This window comes from Sphingobacterium sp. B16(2022) (genome assembly GCF_012030425.1).
GTDB lineage: Bacteria > Bacteroidota > Bacteroidia > Sphingobacteriales > Sphingobacteriaceae > Sphingobacterium > Sphingobacterium anhuiense.
Window position 1 is genome coordinate 897,395 of the sequence record NZ_JAAUVN010000002.1, and the last position, 13,924, is coordinate 911,318.

Sequence of the window (13,924 nt, forward strand, 5' to 3'; positions counted from 1 at the left end):
CATATCGTGTATTTTAATTACGCACCGACTGCTGTGTTTTACTGATCATTTTTAACAGGTGTTGCCGGCTTTACAAATGATATAACTGTAGCGCACAAAGCGCAAATTACAGCTACTACAAGAAAGATGTTTGATGTATCACCAGTGTAGTCAATAATTTTCCCAAATATGGGTTCTCCGATTGCAGCAAACACATATGCGAACATGTTCATAACACCGATACCGGTACCGACGAGTTTGGTACCTAAGATATCTGGACTTAAGGTCCAAAAATTAGCTTGAGGTCCATAAACAAAAAATCCAGAAGTGAACATCAATACTGCAGCAAGTATATGATGTGGAGTAGGAATGAAATAAATTAGCAGTGCAATTGCACTGCTAATCAGCATTCCGGCTCTAATCGACTTACTTCTGTTTTTATTAAATAATAAATCTGAAATATAACCAAATGAAACTGCACCTACAGCCATACCGATAGGAATGAATAAAGTAAGCCATAAATTACCATTTGATTCCTTGTAATTATTCCCTAAGAAATGGATCGGTACCCAGAAAATAAGTCCATATCTTGCCATACTTTGAAATCCGATGGCAAAGGATGCGATCAGAAATTTTTTGTTTCCGAATACGAGCTTATAAGACTCTTTCCAACCTAATTTTGATGTTGAATCGTTTTGTGCACTATCTGATTGTAGCGTAAATCCTTTTAAAGACGGATGACTTCTCGCAATAATTAAAAATAAGACTAAGGCAAAAAGAAGAAAGAGTATGGGGTATCTAAAAAGTGTACGCCAGCTTTGTTCTTGTTGTACTAAAAGTAACGCCATGAAAAATGTAAGCACAGATGAGCTACCTGCTGCCATGGTATAAAAACCAAAAGCTTTACCTCGTTCATTGCTATCCCACCAATTGGAGATTAATTTACTTCCCGATCCCCAGGCCATAGATTGAAAATAACCATTCAGCGTCCAAAGAATAAGTATTACAGCGTAGGTATTGGCATAACTAATAGACAGGTTGCAGACAATAGATAGAAAACCACCTGTTAAGATCATGATTTTGGGGCTTAAACGATCTGCAAGATTACCGTTAATTAATTGTCCTATGGCATACCCCATCAGCATGGAAAAGCTAATCCATCCGATTTGCTGGTAACTTATACCTAATTCAGCTGACATTCCTTTTGCCGCCCAGCCAAAATTATGTCTACCTGTATAGAAAAATAAATAACAGAACATGGTGATAAATAGCATCTTCCATTGCTCTTTTCTGAAGTTTTTTTGAATCTGCATCTTCTGTTATTTGATGTCCATATTGATGCCGACACGTATTGGTTTGTTTATTACAGCGTAGTCGAAAGCTTCATTCACTTCATCTAAAGAAAATTCTTTTTCAACAAGATCAAGAAATGGATATTTCTCGAAATTCTGTACAATAAAATCTACTGCAGTAGAAAAATCTTCATAATTATAATTATGTAAACCTTTAATTGTTAATATGCGTCGGATCATTTGCTCTGCATCGATCTCAAGTTTACGCTGTTTAAACACTGCTCCAATAAATACGGCAACTCCATTTATACCCAATTGTGCTATTCCTGCTTCCATAGCATCTGGTGAGCCACTCATGTCAATAAAGCGATCAATCCCATTTCCTACTTTAACAATTGCTAATTCATCAAGTGTAGTTACCTTAGAATTTAGAGTTTCGTTAGCGCCGAATTTTTTAGCAAGCGCTAAGCGTTTGTCATCAATATCTGTTACTATAATTTCGGATGCACCTGCTTCTTTACACATCGCTACACATACGAGACCCAATAAACCCATTCCGGAAATAAGTGTTTTTTTACCTTTGATGGTTCCAGCTAACCGAATAGCTCCAGCTGATGTAGCAATGGCACAATTGATCGTTGCTGCAATAGGTGCAGGTAATTCTTTTGGAAGAATACGAATGGAAGTATGTGGTCTTAATATAATGTGTGACGCTAATCCTCCATGAAAACTGTCACGATCTGTAATTTGTCTGTGTCCATATTTGTATAGATTTTCATTTTTTTGAGGTGTTTCTGCATTATAACTAGCTGTTTCGGGATCACTAGCAAATACGGTCCAGGTGATAACATCTCCTTCTTTGAGTTCCTGTCCGGAAGCATCTGTTAAAACTGAATTTGAATTTGTCTCCATTATTGTCCCCACTATCTCATGTCCAAGTATAGTTGGGCAAGGTTCTTGACGTAGACCGCAATAAGTATGAAGATCACTGCCACAAAGTGTAGCGTAATTTATTTTGACGAGTATTTCTCCTTCTTCCAGATTTGGTATCGTACTCGATACTGATTGAAGAGGAGATTTAGGTTTTTCAAAAACCAAGAATTTTCCTTGCTTAGCCATAATTGTATTGTAAATATAACATAAAATGTTTTACAATGCTAAACATTGTTTATAAATACTATATCTTTTAAATGTTAAATTTATATTAATTTATGGAAATTAAGGTACATGATTTGGTTTTTTATAAAATTTGTTTGGTCACATAAGTTGTTATCAGTTACGTTCTTTTCAAATTATTAGCCACGGCTTGATAATCCATGTCACCGTTATTTATTATCGTATTTTTTGATATTATAGGGCTGATTTCGTTGTGATCGATATCATCGTGCTAGTCGAATACCCGTAAATTGCCACTGGTGCTGTGTATGAAAGAAATTTCGATATGTCTTTCTACTATGTCCTTTTGACGTAGCTTCCGAAGCACCTCGTAAAACCATTTGATTGACCATGAACTTTCCATTATATTCGCCTACCGCACCAGCTTCTTTTTTGAAACCTGGATAAGGCAGATAGGCACTTCCTGTCCATTCCCATCGGTCGCCCCAATGCATGTTATCAGCCGCGATTTCCCATTCGGCCTCTGTTGGTAAACGCATTCCTTTCCAATTTGCATAAGCAACCGCTTCAAAATAGTTGATATGATTGAGTGCTTCATTGAGATCCAATATTTTTAGACCTGATAATGTATAGTGCATCCATTGATTGTCAATTTTATACCAATATAGTGGTGCATGAGCATCATTTTCTTTTACCCAGTCCCAACCTTCAGCATGCCAATGGCGAAAGTCTTGATACCCTCCGTTTTCTATAAATTCTAAGTATTCCCCGTTGCTGACAACTTGTGTAGCAATTTCGAATTCTTGTAAATAGACGTGATGTCTCCCAAGTTCATTATCGAAACAGAACCCCTTTCCTTCGAATCCGATTTCGTATATTCCGGCTGGAAAGGTAATCATTTCTTTATTTACGAATTCTGATTTTGAAGGTTCTGGATCGCTATTGTAGCATGGGAAAAGCGGATTGTGGCCCAAAATATATTTGATATCTGAAATCAGTAATTCCTGATGTTGCTGTTCATGGTTAAGTCCCAGTTCGAGCAAAGTTAATACTTCCTGTAAGTGATGTCGTTTCTGCTTAAAAAATAACTGCATTTGCTCATCTACGTAAGCTCTATACTTGTAAATATCAGATACGGATGGACGGCTTAAATTTCCACGATCGGTTCGGATGACCCGCGCGCCTACAGTTTCATAATAACTGTTAAAGACATAATTATACTGTGAGTCGAAAACTTGATATTCAGGAAAGTAAGGGATCAATAAAAATGTTTCAAAAAACCAAGTTGTATGCCCTAAGTGCCACTTTGGAGGACTGACATCTACTATTGGCTGCACAACATAATCTTCAATGGCTAAAGGTGCGCATATATGTACAGAGTGATTTCGAATAGTCCAATATTGTTCTTCTAAATCTGTAATGTGATCGGTTATTGTATGTTTTGTATTCATCATCGTTTTTTTACTTGATTTCCCATATTACATCCATAAACCATTTTTTCGAATCGTATAGTTCGCTGACAAAGTTAAAACCTGAGCTATTGGCGAGATCTCGGATGTCAGAAGGTGAGAATTTTTGTGATATCTCCATGTAAATGGGTTCATTTTTCACAAATGAGATCTGCTCCTCGCCGAGTGTCACTTGCTGTTCTGTTAGGCTAATGAGATAACTTTTACATGCGCCATTTAAGGGATCGTAGGTTTGATAATGTTCAAATTGATTTATGTTGAAATTAGCCCCGAGTTCATGATTAATGCGAAGGAGAAGATTAAGATTGAATTTTGCAGTTATACCTGTTGGATCATCATAAGCACGAAGTATCGTTTTAGGATGCTTTTTTAAATCAAAACCTATTAATACATTGTCTCCAGGATTTAGTTTACTCTTCAATTTGGAGCAGAACTGTTCAGCATCCGCAATTTCCATATTACCAATATTGCTCCCTAAAAATAATATTACTTTGCGATTTGACGATATTGTCATTGCTTTTTCGATCATCTCAAAATATTCACCTTTGAGGCAGATGATATTTAAAGCTGGAATTGCATCGTTAAGATTTGTTTTTAAAACTGAAAGGATATTACCAGATATGTCGATCGGCATGTAAGTAAAGTTTGCTTCTCTACGAACAAGGTGTTGCAGTAAAAAGGTGGATTTCATTGCATCGCCTGCTCCCAATTCTATCAGATCAAATGGTTTGCCATCTGTGCTTATTAAATTAGCAATTTCAGCTGTCTGATTTTTGAAGATGTCAAGTTCACATTTTGTCAGATAATAATCTTCCAGTGCCATGATTTTTTGGAAGAGATGATCTCCTTTGCTATCATAAAAATATTTAGAGGATAATCTCTTCGGATTACTTTTTAAATCATCCAATACCTCTTTTTGGAATTTATGATTAGTTATTGTTTCTTTTTCGTTGCGGAGACTGCTGTTCATCTTTCTTGTTTAACTGTTCTTGAAAGATAACAGTTAAAGGCTAGTAGTTGTTTGTTTGAGGGAGCATGTTACTTGTATCTATTATTGTTATAGTATGAAAATAAATAACTCTTTATTGCGGAATTGTGAAAGATTTTTTAACTTTTATACTGCTATCCAAAGACTGGATAATTTTCTCCAAATGCTCTTGATATTACAGCCGATAAACCAGCAAATCCAATTAATAAAACGAAAAAAGACTCTATGATGTTTAGTATTGAAAAGTTTTTCCAGGATTGACTGTTTGATTTATCAGAATATTCCCATAGTCTTAGGATATTCTGTCTTTTTTTATAGGTGAAAATGGGTATAATCAGGACCATTATTCCTACTGAGCTATTGAGAATAAGGTGCCTCATATCATGATATGCGCTTCCAATAATAACGAGAGACATTAGCGTCCATGCTATTATATTCAAGAGAGAGGATATTTTGTAAACAGTTTTCATTGATGAATTATATAATGCAATATCTTATACCGTTTAAAGCAATTGTCTTTACTTTTGTTTAGGACTTGCTCCTGTATATTTCTTGTAAATTTTATTGAAGTGACTTGCATCGGAAAATCCAAGTTTTAGCGCAATTTCATTAATGTTGTACCGACCATTTTTTAATAGTTGACTAGCTGTTTTTATTTTGGTCTGGATGATATGTTGCTGAATGGATTGGCCACTATGCTTTTTGACATAGATACTGATGTAGTTTGGAGACATATTAAATTGGGATGCTATATTGTCAATTTTCATCTTTTCAGGATTCAAGGCATGCATCCGGGTAAAACTCAGTATTTGGCTTAATTTATCTATTTCAGTATTAGAGGGGCATTCTAGTCCAAATTGGACTGTAGACTGCGCTCTGGCCAACAGCATCATGACACCACCAAACAGTTCCAGAAGCAACTCTCTACTATAGGCACAATTGTTTGAAAACTCACGCAATAGAATTTGAAACAAATAGTGGAGATGAATTTTGTCAACCTCATCTTTTACTATGTTTCCATTTATTGTTGAGGCTGTCTGAAGTAAAGTTTGGGTCGTTTCTAACCATTTGGCTGTTTTGCTTCCTGCCAACTTTTCTGTAAATAATTGCTCATTAAATTTTAGAAAGATGAATTTTGTAAATTCTTTTATTTCAAAATAATGTCCATCTTCAGGCCTTAAGATAAAAACATCTCCGGCCTCATAGGACATACGAGCATCATTTAGGATATGATCACCGGTTCCCTTTTCAACGAAAATAATTTCATAAAAATTGTGCTTATGTTCTGGGAAATCCCATTTATCCAGCTCCAGAGCAAATACATTTAATGAGTAATAGCTATTAAACCTTTGCATACATAGTAATTGATTTGTACAAACATACGATGAAAAATTACAGATTTAAGCGCTTGCTTCATAATATTTTTGTAAAAACAAATAATTACTATGTATAAATCATCAATTTCTATTGTTGCTATTTTAGCAATTATACTCGTCTTTGCTTCTTGCAAAAATAATGGACAAAGTTCTGATGTGCAATCTTCAGTTTCTGATTCTATTTCTAGTACCAAGCAATGGCCAAATGGCGCTCAGCTGGTGATATCTGTTTCCATGCAATTTGAAACAGGGGGACAGCCGGCTGGAGCTGAAAGTCCATTTTCAGGCAATCCCTTACCGGTGGGAAACCCCGATTTACCTGCTGAAAGTTGGTATAGGTACGGGGCTGTAGAAGGCGTTTATCGCATGCTAAATCTTTGGAAAAAATACGATATCAAAGTGACTTCTCATGTCGTTGGGACAGCCGCATCGAAATATCCCGAAGTCGCCAAGGCAATTGCTGCAGATGGACATGAGATAGCTGCCCATGGAATTTCATGGGATGACCAATGGAATAAAGATTATAATGAGGAACTAGATTTTGTTAAAAGAGGTGTAGATACTGTGGAGCGTATTACGGGACAAAGAGCCGTTGGATATAATGCAAATTGGTTACGTAGAAGTCCTAATACTTTAAAGATTTTACAAGAATTGGGGTTTCTTTATCATATCGATGACTTGAGCCGTGATGAACCTTTTTTAACAACCGTGAATGGAAAGGACTTTGTGGTCATGCCTTACACGCTTCGTAACAATGATATTGTCAATATAGCAGGCAATCATTGGACTCCAGAAATGTTTCTTTCGCAGTTAAAGATGGAGTTCGATCAACTGTATGAGGAGGGTAAATCAAAAAGAAGAATGATGAGTATAAGTTTTCATGATCGTATTGGGGGAACTCCAGCTGTTGTAAAAGCAATGGATGATTTTATTACATATGTCAAAGATAAAGATGGGGTTGTTTTTATGCGTAAGGATGACATTGCGAAGATGGTGCTCCATGATCCTAAAACACCAAGAGATGATTCCGAACGAAAATATAATAATCAATAATGAAAACTATAAAAACTAATGTTTTGCTGATCCATGATCTATCATTGAATTATGCTTTGATGAAAAAGTATACCATTCTAATTTTATCGATTCTGATCAGTGGATTTAACTTTGACGTCTGGGCGCAGTCGACGGAGACTGTATTTCATTATTCTGTCATGGATGCTATGCGCCATGGTGTTTATACAGGAGATTTAGCTGTTGGTAAGCTAAGAGAGAAGGGGGATTTTGGATTAGGTACATTCAATCACTTGGATGGTGAAATGGTTGCTTTGGATGGTATATATTACCGTGTTATCCCTACCGGTCAAGTTGTTCAAGCTGAAGATGATAGGAAGGTACCTTTCGCCGCTGTTGCACAATTCACGCCTGATATGGTATTTGAAATGGATGGTGATCTAACACTAGCACGGATGCAGGAAGAGATCGTTAAGCGATTACCTTCTTTTAACAAGCCTTTCGGTATTCAGATACATGGACTAATGGCAGAAATTCAATTGGGAGGAGCCCTAAAGCTTGCTGAAAATGATACTACCGGTCTTGCCAAGTTAATGGAAACACGACCGGTCTATCATGTTTCGGGTATATCGGGTACACTGGTGGGATTTTATAATCCTACATTCATGGATAATATTGATCTAACTCCTTTTCATCTGCACTTTATTTCTGATGACCGATCTGTTGGTGGACATGTTATATCGGGAAGGTCTGGTACAACAAAAATAAAAGTCAGTGTGGACACTAAAGTGGGGTATGAATTACTCTTTCCTGAGTCAAGTCCAAGGTTTCAAAAAGAATGGAATACAGGTCGCGCTTCTCAAAGCGCTTATTAAATAATTATAAATTTTTATATTATGTTTTTATTAAAAAAGTCCATTGTACTTGTACTGTTTACATTTGCAGTAATGAATTTTGCTGTCGCTCAACTGCCAAAGGAAATTCAGCATATTAAATTTGATGATTTGGGCTGGGAAAAATTAGCTGACAGACTTTACCGGAAATATGTGTTTGGTGAACAAGGTATGCTAGCCTTGTTCAAAATGGATAAAGGAGCGAAAGTTCCTTTGCACCAGCATTCGAATGAACAAACGACTTATATTACGAAGGGAAGTGTTAAAGTGACTATGCAGAACAAAGATTATATTGTTAAAGCAGGAGAGGTGCTTATTATACCAGGTAATATACCTCATGAGTTTGAATGTTTGGAAGACGGCACATTGGACATTGATTTTTTTGCTCCTCCAAGAAAAGATTGGATTGATGGAACTGCCAGTTATTTTGGAAATGATCAAGAACATAAGAGAGAGCTGGAAGCTGTCGCCCAATTGGACGTTCGCCCTGGTGATGTGGCTGTATCTGCTGAAGGACGCATTTTCTCAACGATTCATCCATTGGGTAGTCAGCAATTACAATTGGTGGAGATTGTGGATGGTAAGGCAGTTCCTTATCCTAATCTTAAAATGCAAAAGAATGGTGCTAAAGCAAGTGATACAACTTTTGATGCGATGTTGGGTCTCATTTTTGACAAACAGAATAGGCTTTGGGTTGTTGATATGGGGTTGAAACTTGGGAAGACCAGACTATGGGCATTTGATATACAGCAAAATAAAGTTATAGAGAAAATAACGTTGCCAAGTCGTATTGCTCCTAAGGGGACATTTGCTCAGGATGTGACCATTGACGAAAAGCATGGTTTTGCCTATTTAGCAGATATTGCCGATCCAGGTATCATCGTCTTAAATTTAAAAACTAAGAAGGCAACAAGATTTAGTAAGCACTTTTCGTTTGATGCCGAGGATAAAGATATGGTTATTGACGGGAAGGTAGTTCATTTTGGAGGAAAACCTGCGCGAGTGGGTATCGATCCTATCACCTTATCGGATGATCGTGAAACTTTATTTTACGGAGCTATGAATGGCACGGGATGGTACAGTATCCCGACAAAAGTATTACGGGGACACCAGCCTGGTCAATTGGTATTTGATCAGATTATTAAGGTCGGGGATAAACCATTCAGTGACGGAGCTCTTACCGATTGGGAGGGGAATCATTATTTTACGAATCTACAGGAGCATGCGATCACTAAAATGGACAAGAAAGGTAAATTGAGTCATATAATACAGGATGATGATAAACTTTTATGGCCAGATAATGTTTATCAGGGGCCTGATGACTGGATGTATATTTCGATAAATCAATTGAATACAGCGCCAGCCTTTACAGGTGGTAAAGATAGTGGAGTCGCTCCTTATTTCATTTATAGATTTAAAAAAAAATAGTAGTTAGTAGTAATAATTAGAACAATATGAAAGCGCATAGGCTTCTAGAAAGTGGTACTGCAATTGGTAAAATTGTTATTAAATATTGAAAATAGAAAAGACAAAAAATAAATTCTTATTAAAAAAGGAAAGCCATCTATTAGGATGGCTTTTCTTTTTATGTTATTATATAATTGAAATTATTTAATTCTTTTTTTGGTTTTCTTTTTCTTCTTGTTTAACCAAATGATTGTTCCTGTAATAGGAAGTGATGCGCATATTGAAGCGATGAAAAAATGTAAAACTTTAGTGGCTATACCTCCATAATTACCCACATGAAGATCATAGTTCATCGCGCCAATTTTATCCCCTATGGGAGCATTTTCTGATTGTTTTATTTTTTCAATCTGACCATTTCCTCTGTTAAAATAATACCAAATAAATTCGCCGGTACGATCTTTAATGAACCGCACTTGAATATCTTGTGGATCTGTTGGAGATTTACGTAAACGAATCGACATCATATCTGCATTTGGGTGTTTTGATATGGTGAAATTGAGCGCATTATCTAATATTTTAGACTGATTCTGTGGTACATATTCGAACTTTTCCTGTTGTTCAATTTCTTTTGTGCTATCGAAACCATTGAGCGATTTTACATAAAAAGTTTTAAATGCGGGAAATGTAAATGCAATACCTGTACATGCAATTAATAAGGCGAAAATGACACTATAAAGTCCTAAGATTTGATGCAGGTCATAGTTTAATCGTTTCCATTTAACTTTAAAATCAAACCAAAGCTGTCTTTTTAATTTTTTGATGGTCCATTTTTTAGGCCACCATAGGATCACTCCTGTTATTAAAATTATTATGAATATGATGACCGAAATTCCTACTACCCAATGTCCTACCATGGCGCCCAATAGTAAGTTCATATGAAGTTGTAAGACGATCTGAAAAAATTCTGTTTTGGAGTTTTCTACCGCTTGTACTTTACCCGAATAAGGATTAATAAAAACTCGTTTATGGTAAATATAATATTGATTATTACCAAAAGCATGTTCATCCGTTTTTAGCGCACGAAATATCCAAGTTCTGTCTGGTGAGAGGTACAGATCTGTTCTACTTATTTTTTCACCTTTAGGTAAAGCGTTTTGAGCAATATCAATCAGCTGTGTTAGTGGGAGTAACTTATTATTTTCTCCAACTGAATCTTGAGTGTAGTATTTTTGAGGATAGACTATTAGTTTAAGCTCATCATAGAATACATAAAAGCAACCCGATAAACTAACAATAAAAACAACTAGGCCTGTAAAGAGGCCTAGCCATTTATGTAGCCATAATAAACCTGCCTTAATCATTCTTAAAATTGATAATGAAGGTTTAATGAAGTGACAGTACCAATACCTTTTACGTACTCGGCATCCAATGCACGGTATTGACTAACTGTAGGGTAGTAAGATGTGTTGAATATATTTTCTATTCCGAAGCCTATTTTCCAATTTTTATTCAGATTGTAGTTACCTGATAAATTGAAGAGGTCTACATTACTGATTGGGCCTTCACTATTGTTATATTTTCCTTTGTCATTGAGCGCAAATCGATCTCTTGCTCCAGTGTGTATCCAAAACAATTGCAGATTTAACTGTTGGTTTGGTTTATAACTTAAAAAACCTGTTGCTTTAGGTGGTGCAATCCGAGATCCATTAAGATAAATTTTGCTACCATCATCCATTTTTGCTTTTCCTTCTACATATGCATAGCTTCCACCGACGCTTAATTTTTGACTCAGTTGCGCATCAAGAGTAACTTCATATCCTTTTACTTCTTCAGGTTCACGCTGAGGCATTAAAAAACCGCCTACATCTACTAAATTAACACCTAAATCCGAAGTACTGATGTAGTAAGAGGCTGAAATATTGAAGATACTAAAACGGCTTGAAAAACCAGCTTCATAGTTATTGGTAATGATCGGGTCTGTTTCTAAATTACCGATTGTGTTTTCTTTAGCACGGCGTAAAATACGACCTAATTCATTGATCGCAAATGCTTGCGAAAAACTAACGAAAGGGTTGAAATAATCGTATTTAGTATAGCGTAATCCTGCATTGAACATTGTCGCTTTATATGGAATATTTCCTCCGCTTACCAATATACTTCCTTCTCCATTCGGACCAGTAGCTATGGTATTGTAATCGTTGACTTTAACGGTTGCATTTTCATACCGAAGCCCAGCTTTAAAGATCAAATTTTCAATGAGGTCGGCTTTTACTTGCGCATAGGGGGCAAAATTAACCATATTCATTTTTGGTATGTATACACGTCCATCTGTTAAATCTTGATAGGTTACATCTTTTAATAAATCTAAACCGTAAGTTACTTCAGTTGGAATAGAAAAAAGCTGAAATGGAGTATTCAGATTTAAGCGCAATCCTTTTTTCTCAGAGTTGATCATGGTTTGTCCTGGACCATACCACGCCGTTCCACTGGCAACGTATCTGTTCATTGAACTGAAGGAATTTAAATAAGCTGTTACATCCAATTGGGTTGAATGAAAAAGATTACTTTTTGAATAGGTTAACATCGCATTGTGATTGTAAGGTGTACCTGCGGGTTTGCCTGGTTCTTCTCCTCTAACTCCAATTGTAGGCGACTGACCATAGATGCCGTTTTTACTGATATATTTGGCACGTTGTGTACTTCCATAATAGTTATAAAATCCAGTCAATGTACTGCTTGAATCAATTTGATAACCTATTTTAATAAAGCCATTGTACTGATAGGAATTGGAAAGACCATCAGTTTGTCCAAGAGGTAAACCATCGGAATCTCTTTGTAAACCGGTGTAGTCTGCCGAACCCGAAACGGTGTAACTCCATTTATTTACCTGTCCTGAAAGCTGTTGTGAAAGTTTGTAACTTAAGGTTTCCTTAGGGTCAAATGGATTTATTGATGTTCCCAAAATGGTCTGACCACTAATCTTTTTACCGTCCTTGTTTTTCTTGGTAATATAATTGATAATACCTCCACCTGAACCATTTCCGTAGATTGAAGTAGCACCTTTTATTACTTCGATACGTTCAATCACACTAGGGTCGATGGTGCGTAGGTCACGTGCTCCATTCATAAGCGGTGTTGATTGCGGGATTCCATCTATCAAAACAAGTACGGCACGTCCACGAAGGGTCTGTCCAGAATTTGTAGCTTTATTGGTCGAGGTACCCAAACCCGGAATTGCATTACCAAGTACCGTAGCTAAATTGTTCGTAATGTTGGTTTGTGCTTGTATATCTTGTTGATTCAAGATTGTGATAGAGGATGGTATCGTTGAAATACTTTCTGGCTTTCTTCCGGCCGTAACAACGATTTCATCCAATACATTTGTACTTGCCAATAAAGTGACGCTGATTAAATTATTGCTGGGTTTATTGGATAAACTGATGATTTTTTCTTTAAATCCTATCGCGGAGACTGATATTTTTTGATTTGCTATTTTTTCATTTGTTGTGATCAACACACCAGCTGTATCTGTACTTCCTAATAGTTGTTGATTTAAACGTACCGTCGCTCCAGCAATTGGAAGATCTTTTTCTGTTTTGACTTTTATAGTCATTTGTTGTGCTTGACAAATGAAAACGAATACCTGTAATGGTATTATTAGAATTAGAAATTTCCATCTATTAGAGATGGAAGGGAATGAAATAGGCATCTGTAATATTCTTATGTTGATTTAGATTTGTTCTAAACAATAGGCAAATATACAATCTATTTAATTCGAGTGAAATTATTATTTGATTTTTTTTAGCAGTAATTAGTTACTAGACATAAACTCTACAGGTCTTATTGTGAGTTTACTGCTCTAAAAAGTTTATGAATTAGATTACAATTGCTTTTTGTAAAATATACCCGCTTTTGGGAAATTTATTAATCTTTTTCGTTAACAAACTTTTTGAGATTGCTGAGAATCTGATCCCATCCGGTTTGATAGTTTTCTGAAGCAAATTCGGGGCCTGCATCATGAAGGTTTTCGATACCTTCATGATGTAAAGTAACAGTTGTTAGTCCTTCATTTTCCTGGAGCAACCAACTGACTGTTGTTACACCCTGACTAAAGGTGGGGTGAGTCCAGGTATGAACTAATTTTTTATTAGGAATAATTTCAAGTATTGTACACTCATGTAAAAATTTATTTTTACCACCAGGCTCATAAAAATGAAATGTTAACCCCTTCTCTAGAGCAAAATCAGGAATGTCAAAATACCATTGCTTGAATTGATTCTTATCGGTCAGTACCTCCCAGATAATTGATGCTTTTTTTTGTATTACTATTGAAGATGTAATCATGATACCTTGGTGAAATATTTAAAAAAGTTGAAACAAAAGCTTATTTTAA

At 36.0% G+C, this 13,924-nt stretch carries 11 protein-coding genes; 3 read left to right on the plus strand and 8 right to left on the minus strand.

Annotated features, from left to right (window positions below; all coding sequences use genetic code 11):
* Positions 1-38: 38 nt before the first annotated feature.
* The 5 genes from HCX49_RS13900 to HCX49_RS13920 all read right to left on the minus strand — a co-directional run bounded on the left by HCX49_RS13900 (position 39) and on the right by HCX49_RS13920 (position 6,199).
* Positions 39-1,292, minus strand: coding sequence for an MFS transporter (locus HCX49_RS13900; RefSeq protein ID WP_237682802.1), 1,254 nt, complete (start codon positions 1,290-1,292; stop codon positions 39-41).
* 6 nt (positions 1,293-1,298) lie between these two features.
* Positions 1,299-2,390 carry a zinc-binding dehydrogenase gene (locus tag HCX49_RS13905; protein WP_168127422.1) on the minus strand — a complete coding sequence of 364 codons (1,092 nt, stop codon included), beginning with the start codon at positions 2,388-2,390 and terminating at the stop codon, positions 1,299-1,301.
* A gap of 260 nt (positions 2,391-2,650) precedes the next feature.
* Positions 2,651-3,841 carry an ergothioneine biosynthesis protein EgtB gene (gene egtB, locus HCX49_RS13910; protein WP_317166833.1) on the minus strand — a complete coding sequence of 397 codons (1,191 nt, stop codon included), beginning with the start codon at positions 3,839-3,841 and terminating at the stop codon, positions 2,651-2,653.
* Between the two features lie 7 nt (positions 3,842-3,848).
* Positions 3,849-4,826: an L-histidine N(alpha)-methyltransferase gene (locus HCX49_RS13915; RefSeq protein WP_168127423.1), complete on the minus strand. Its 978-nt coding sequence runs from the start codon at positions 4,824-4,826 to the stop codon at positions 3,849-3,851.
* 536 nt (positions 4,827-5,362) lie between these two features.
* On the minus strand, positions 5,363-6,199 hold the full coding sequence (locus tag HCX49_RS13920; protein WP_168127424.1) for an AraC family transcriptional regulator: 837 nt from the start codon (positions 6,197-6,199) through the stop codon (positions 5,363-5,365).
* 90 nt (positions 6,200-6,289) lie between these two features.
* Between HCX49_RS13920 and HCX49_RS13925 the strand changes: the two genes are divergently transcribed.
* From HCX49_RS13925 to HCX49_RS13935, 3 genes are read left to right on the plus strand one after another with little or no spacing between them, the layout of a single operon-like run.
* A complete protein-coding gene (locus HCX49_RS13925) occupies positions 6,290-7,273 on the plus strand; it encodes a polysaccharide deacetylase family protein (protein WP_168127425.1) in 984 nt (327 codons plus the stop codon).
* On the plus strand, positions 7,273-8,106 hold the full coding sequence (locus HCX49_RS13930) for an acetolactate decarboxylase (protein WP_168127426.1): 834 nt from the start codon (positions 7,273-7,275) through the stop codon (positions 8,104-8,106). Before HCX49_RS13925 ends, HCX49_RS13930 begins: the two co-directional genes overlap by 1 nt.
* Positions 8,107-8,127: 21 nt before the next feature.
* Positions 8,128-9,552, plus strand: coding sequence for an L-dopachrome tautomerase-related protein (locus tag HCX49_RS13935; RefSeq protein WP_168127427.1), 1,425 nt, complete (start codon positions 8,128-8,130; stop codon positions 9,550-9,552).
* A gap of 179 nt (positions 9,553-9,731) precedes the next feature.
* Here HCX49_RS13935 and HCX49_RS13940 read toward each other — a convergent pair whose 3' ends face one another.
* The 3 genes from HCX49_RS13940 to HCX49_RS13950 all read right to left on the minus strand — a co-directional run bounded on the left by HCX49_RS13940 (position 9,732) and on the right by HCX49_RS13950 (position 13,875).
* A complete protein-coding gene (locus tag HCX49_RS13940) occupies positions 9,732-10,892 on the minus strand; it encodes a PepSY-associated TM helix domain-containing protein (RefSeq protein WP_206368478.1) in 1,161 nt (386 codons plus the stop codon).
* A gap of 2 nt (positions 10,893-10,894) precedes the next feature.
* Positions 10,895-13,144, minus strand: coding sequence for a TonB-dependent receptor (locus HCX49_RS13945; protein WP_237682803.1), 2,250 nt, complete (start codon positions 13,142-13,144; stop codon positions 10,895-10,897).
* A 311-nt stretch (positions 13,145-13,455) separates the two neighbouring features.
* Positions 13,456-13,875 (minus strand): SRPBCC domain-containing protein, encoded by a 420-nt coding sequence (locus tag HCX49_RS13950; RefSeq protein ID WP_168127429.1) that lies wholly within the window; start codon positions 13,873-13,875, stop codon positions 13,456-13,458.
* Positions 13,876-13,924: the final 49 nt, after the last annotated feature.

Coding starts and splice junctions, on each gene's coding strand:
- HCX49_RS13915 (WP_168127423.1), bottom strand. CDS start 4,826: ATGAACAGCAGTCTCCGCAACGAAAAAGAAACAATAACTAATCATAAA.
- HCX49_RS13950 (WP_168127429.1), bottom strand. CDS start 13,875: ATGATTACATCTTCAATAGTAATACAAAAAAAAGCATCAATTATCTGG.
- HCX49_RS13920 (WP_168127424.1), bottom strand. CDS start 6,199: ATGCAAAGGTTTAATAGCTATTACTCATTAAATGTATTTGCTCTGGAG.
- HCX49_RS13905 (WP_168127422.1), bottom strand. CDS start 2,390: ATGGCTAAGCAAGGAAAATTCTTGGTTTTTGAAAAACCTAAATCTCCT.
- egtB (WP_317166833.1), bottom strand. CDS start 3,841: ATGATGAATACAAAACATACAATAACCGATCACATTACAGATTTAGAA.
- HCX49_RS13935 (WP_168127427.1), top strand. CDS start 8,128: ATGTTTTTATTAAAAAAGTCCATTGTACTTGTACTGTTTACATTTGCA.
- HCX49_RS13925 (WP_168127425.1), top strand. CDS start 6,290: ATGTATAAATCATCAATTTCTATTGTTGCTATTTTAGCAATTATACTC.
- HCX49_RS13900 (WP_237682802.1), bottom strand. CDS start 1,292: ATGCAGATTCAAAAAAACTTCAGAAAAGAGCAATGGAAGATGCTATTT.
- HCX49_RS13945 (WP_237682803.1), bottom strand. CDS start 13,144: ATGACTATAAAAGTCAAAACAGAAAAAGATCTTCCAATTGCTGGAGCG.
- HCX49_RS13930 (WP_168127426.1), top strand. CDS start 7,273: ATGAAAACTATAAAAACTAATGTTTTGCTGATCCATGATCTATCATTG.
- HCX49_RS13940 (WP_206368478.1), bottom strand. CDS start 10,892: ATGATTAAGGCAGGTTTATTATGGCTACATAAATGGCTAGGCCTCTTT.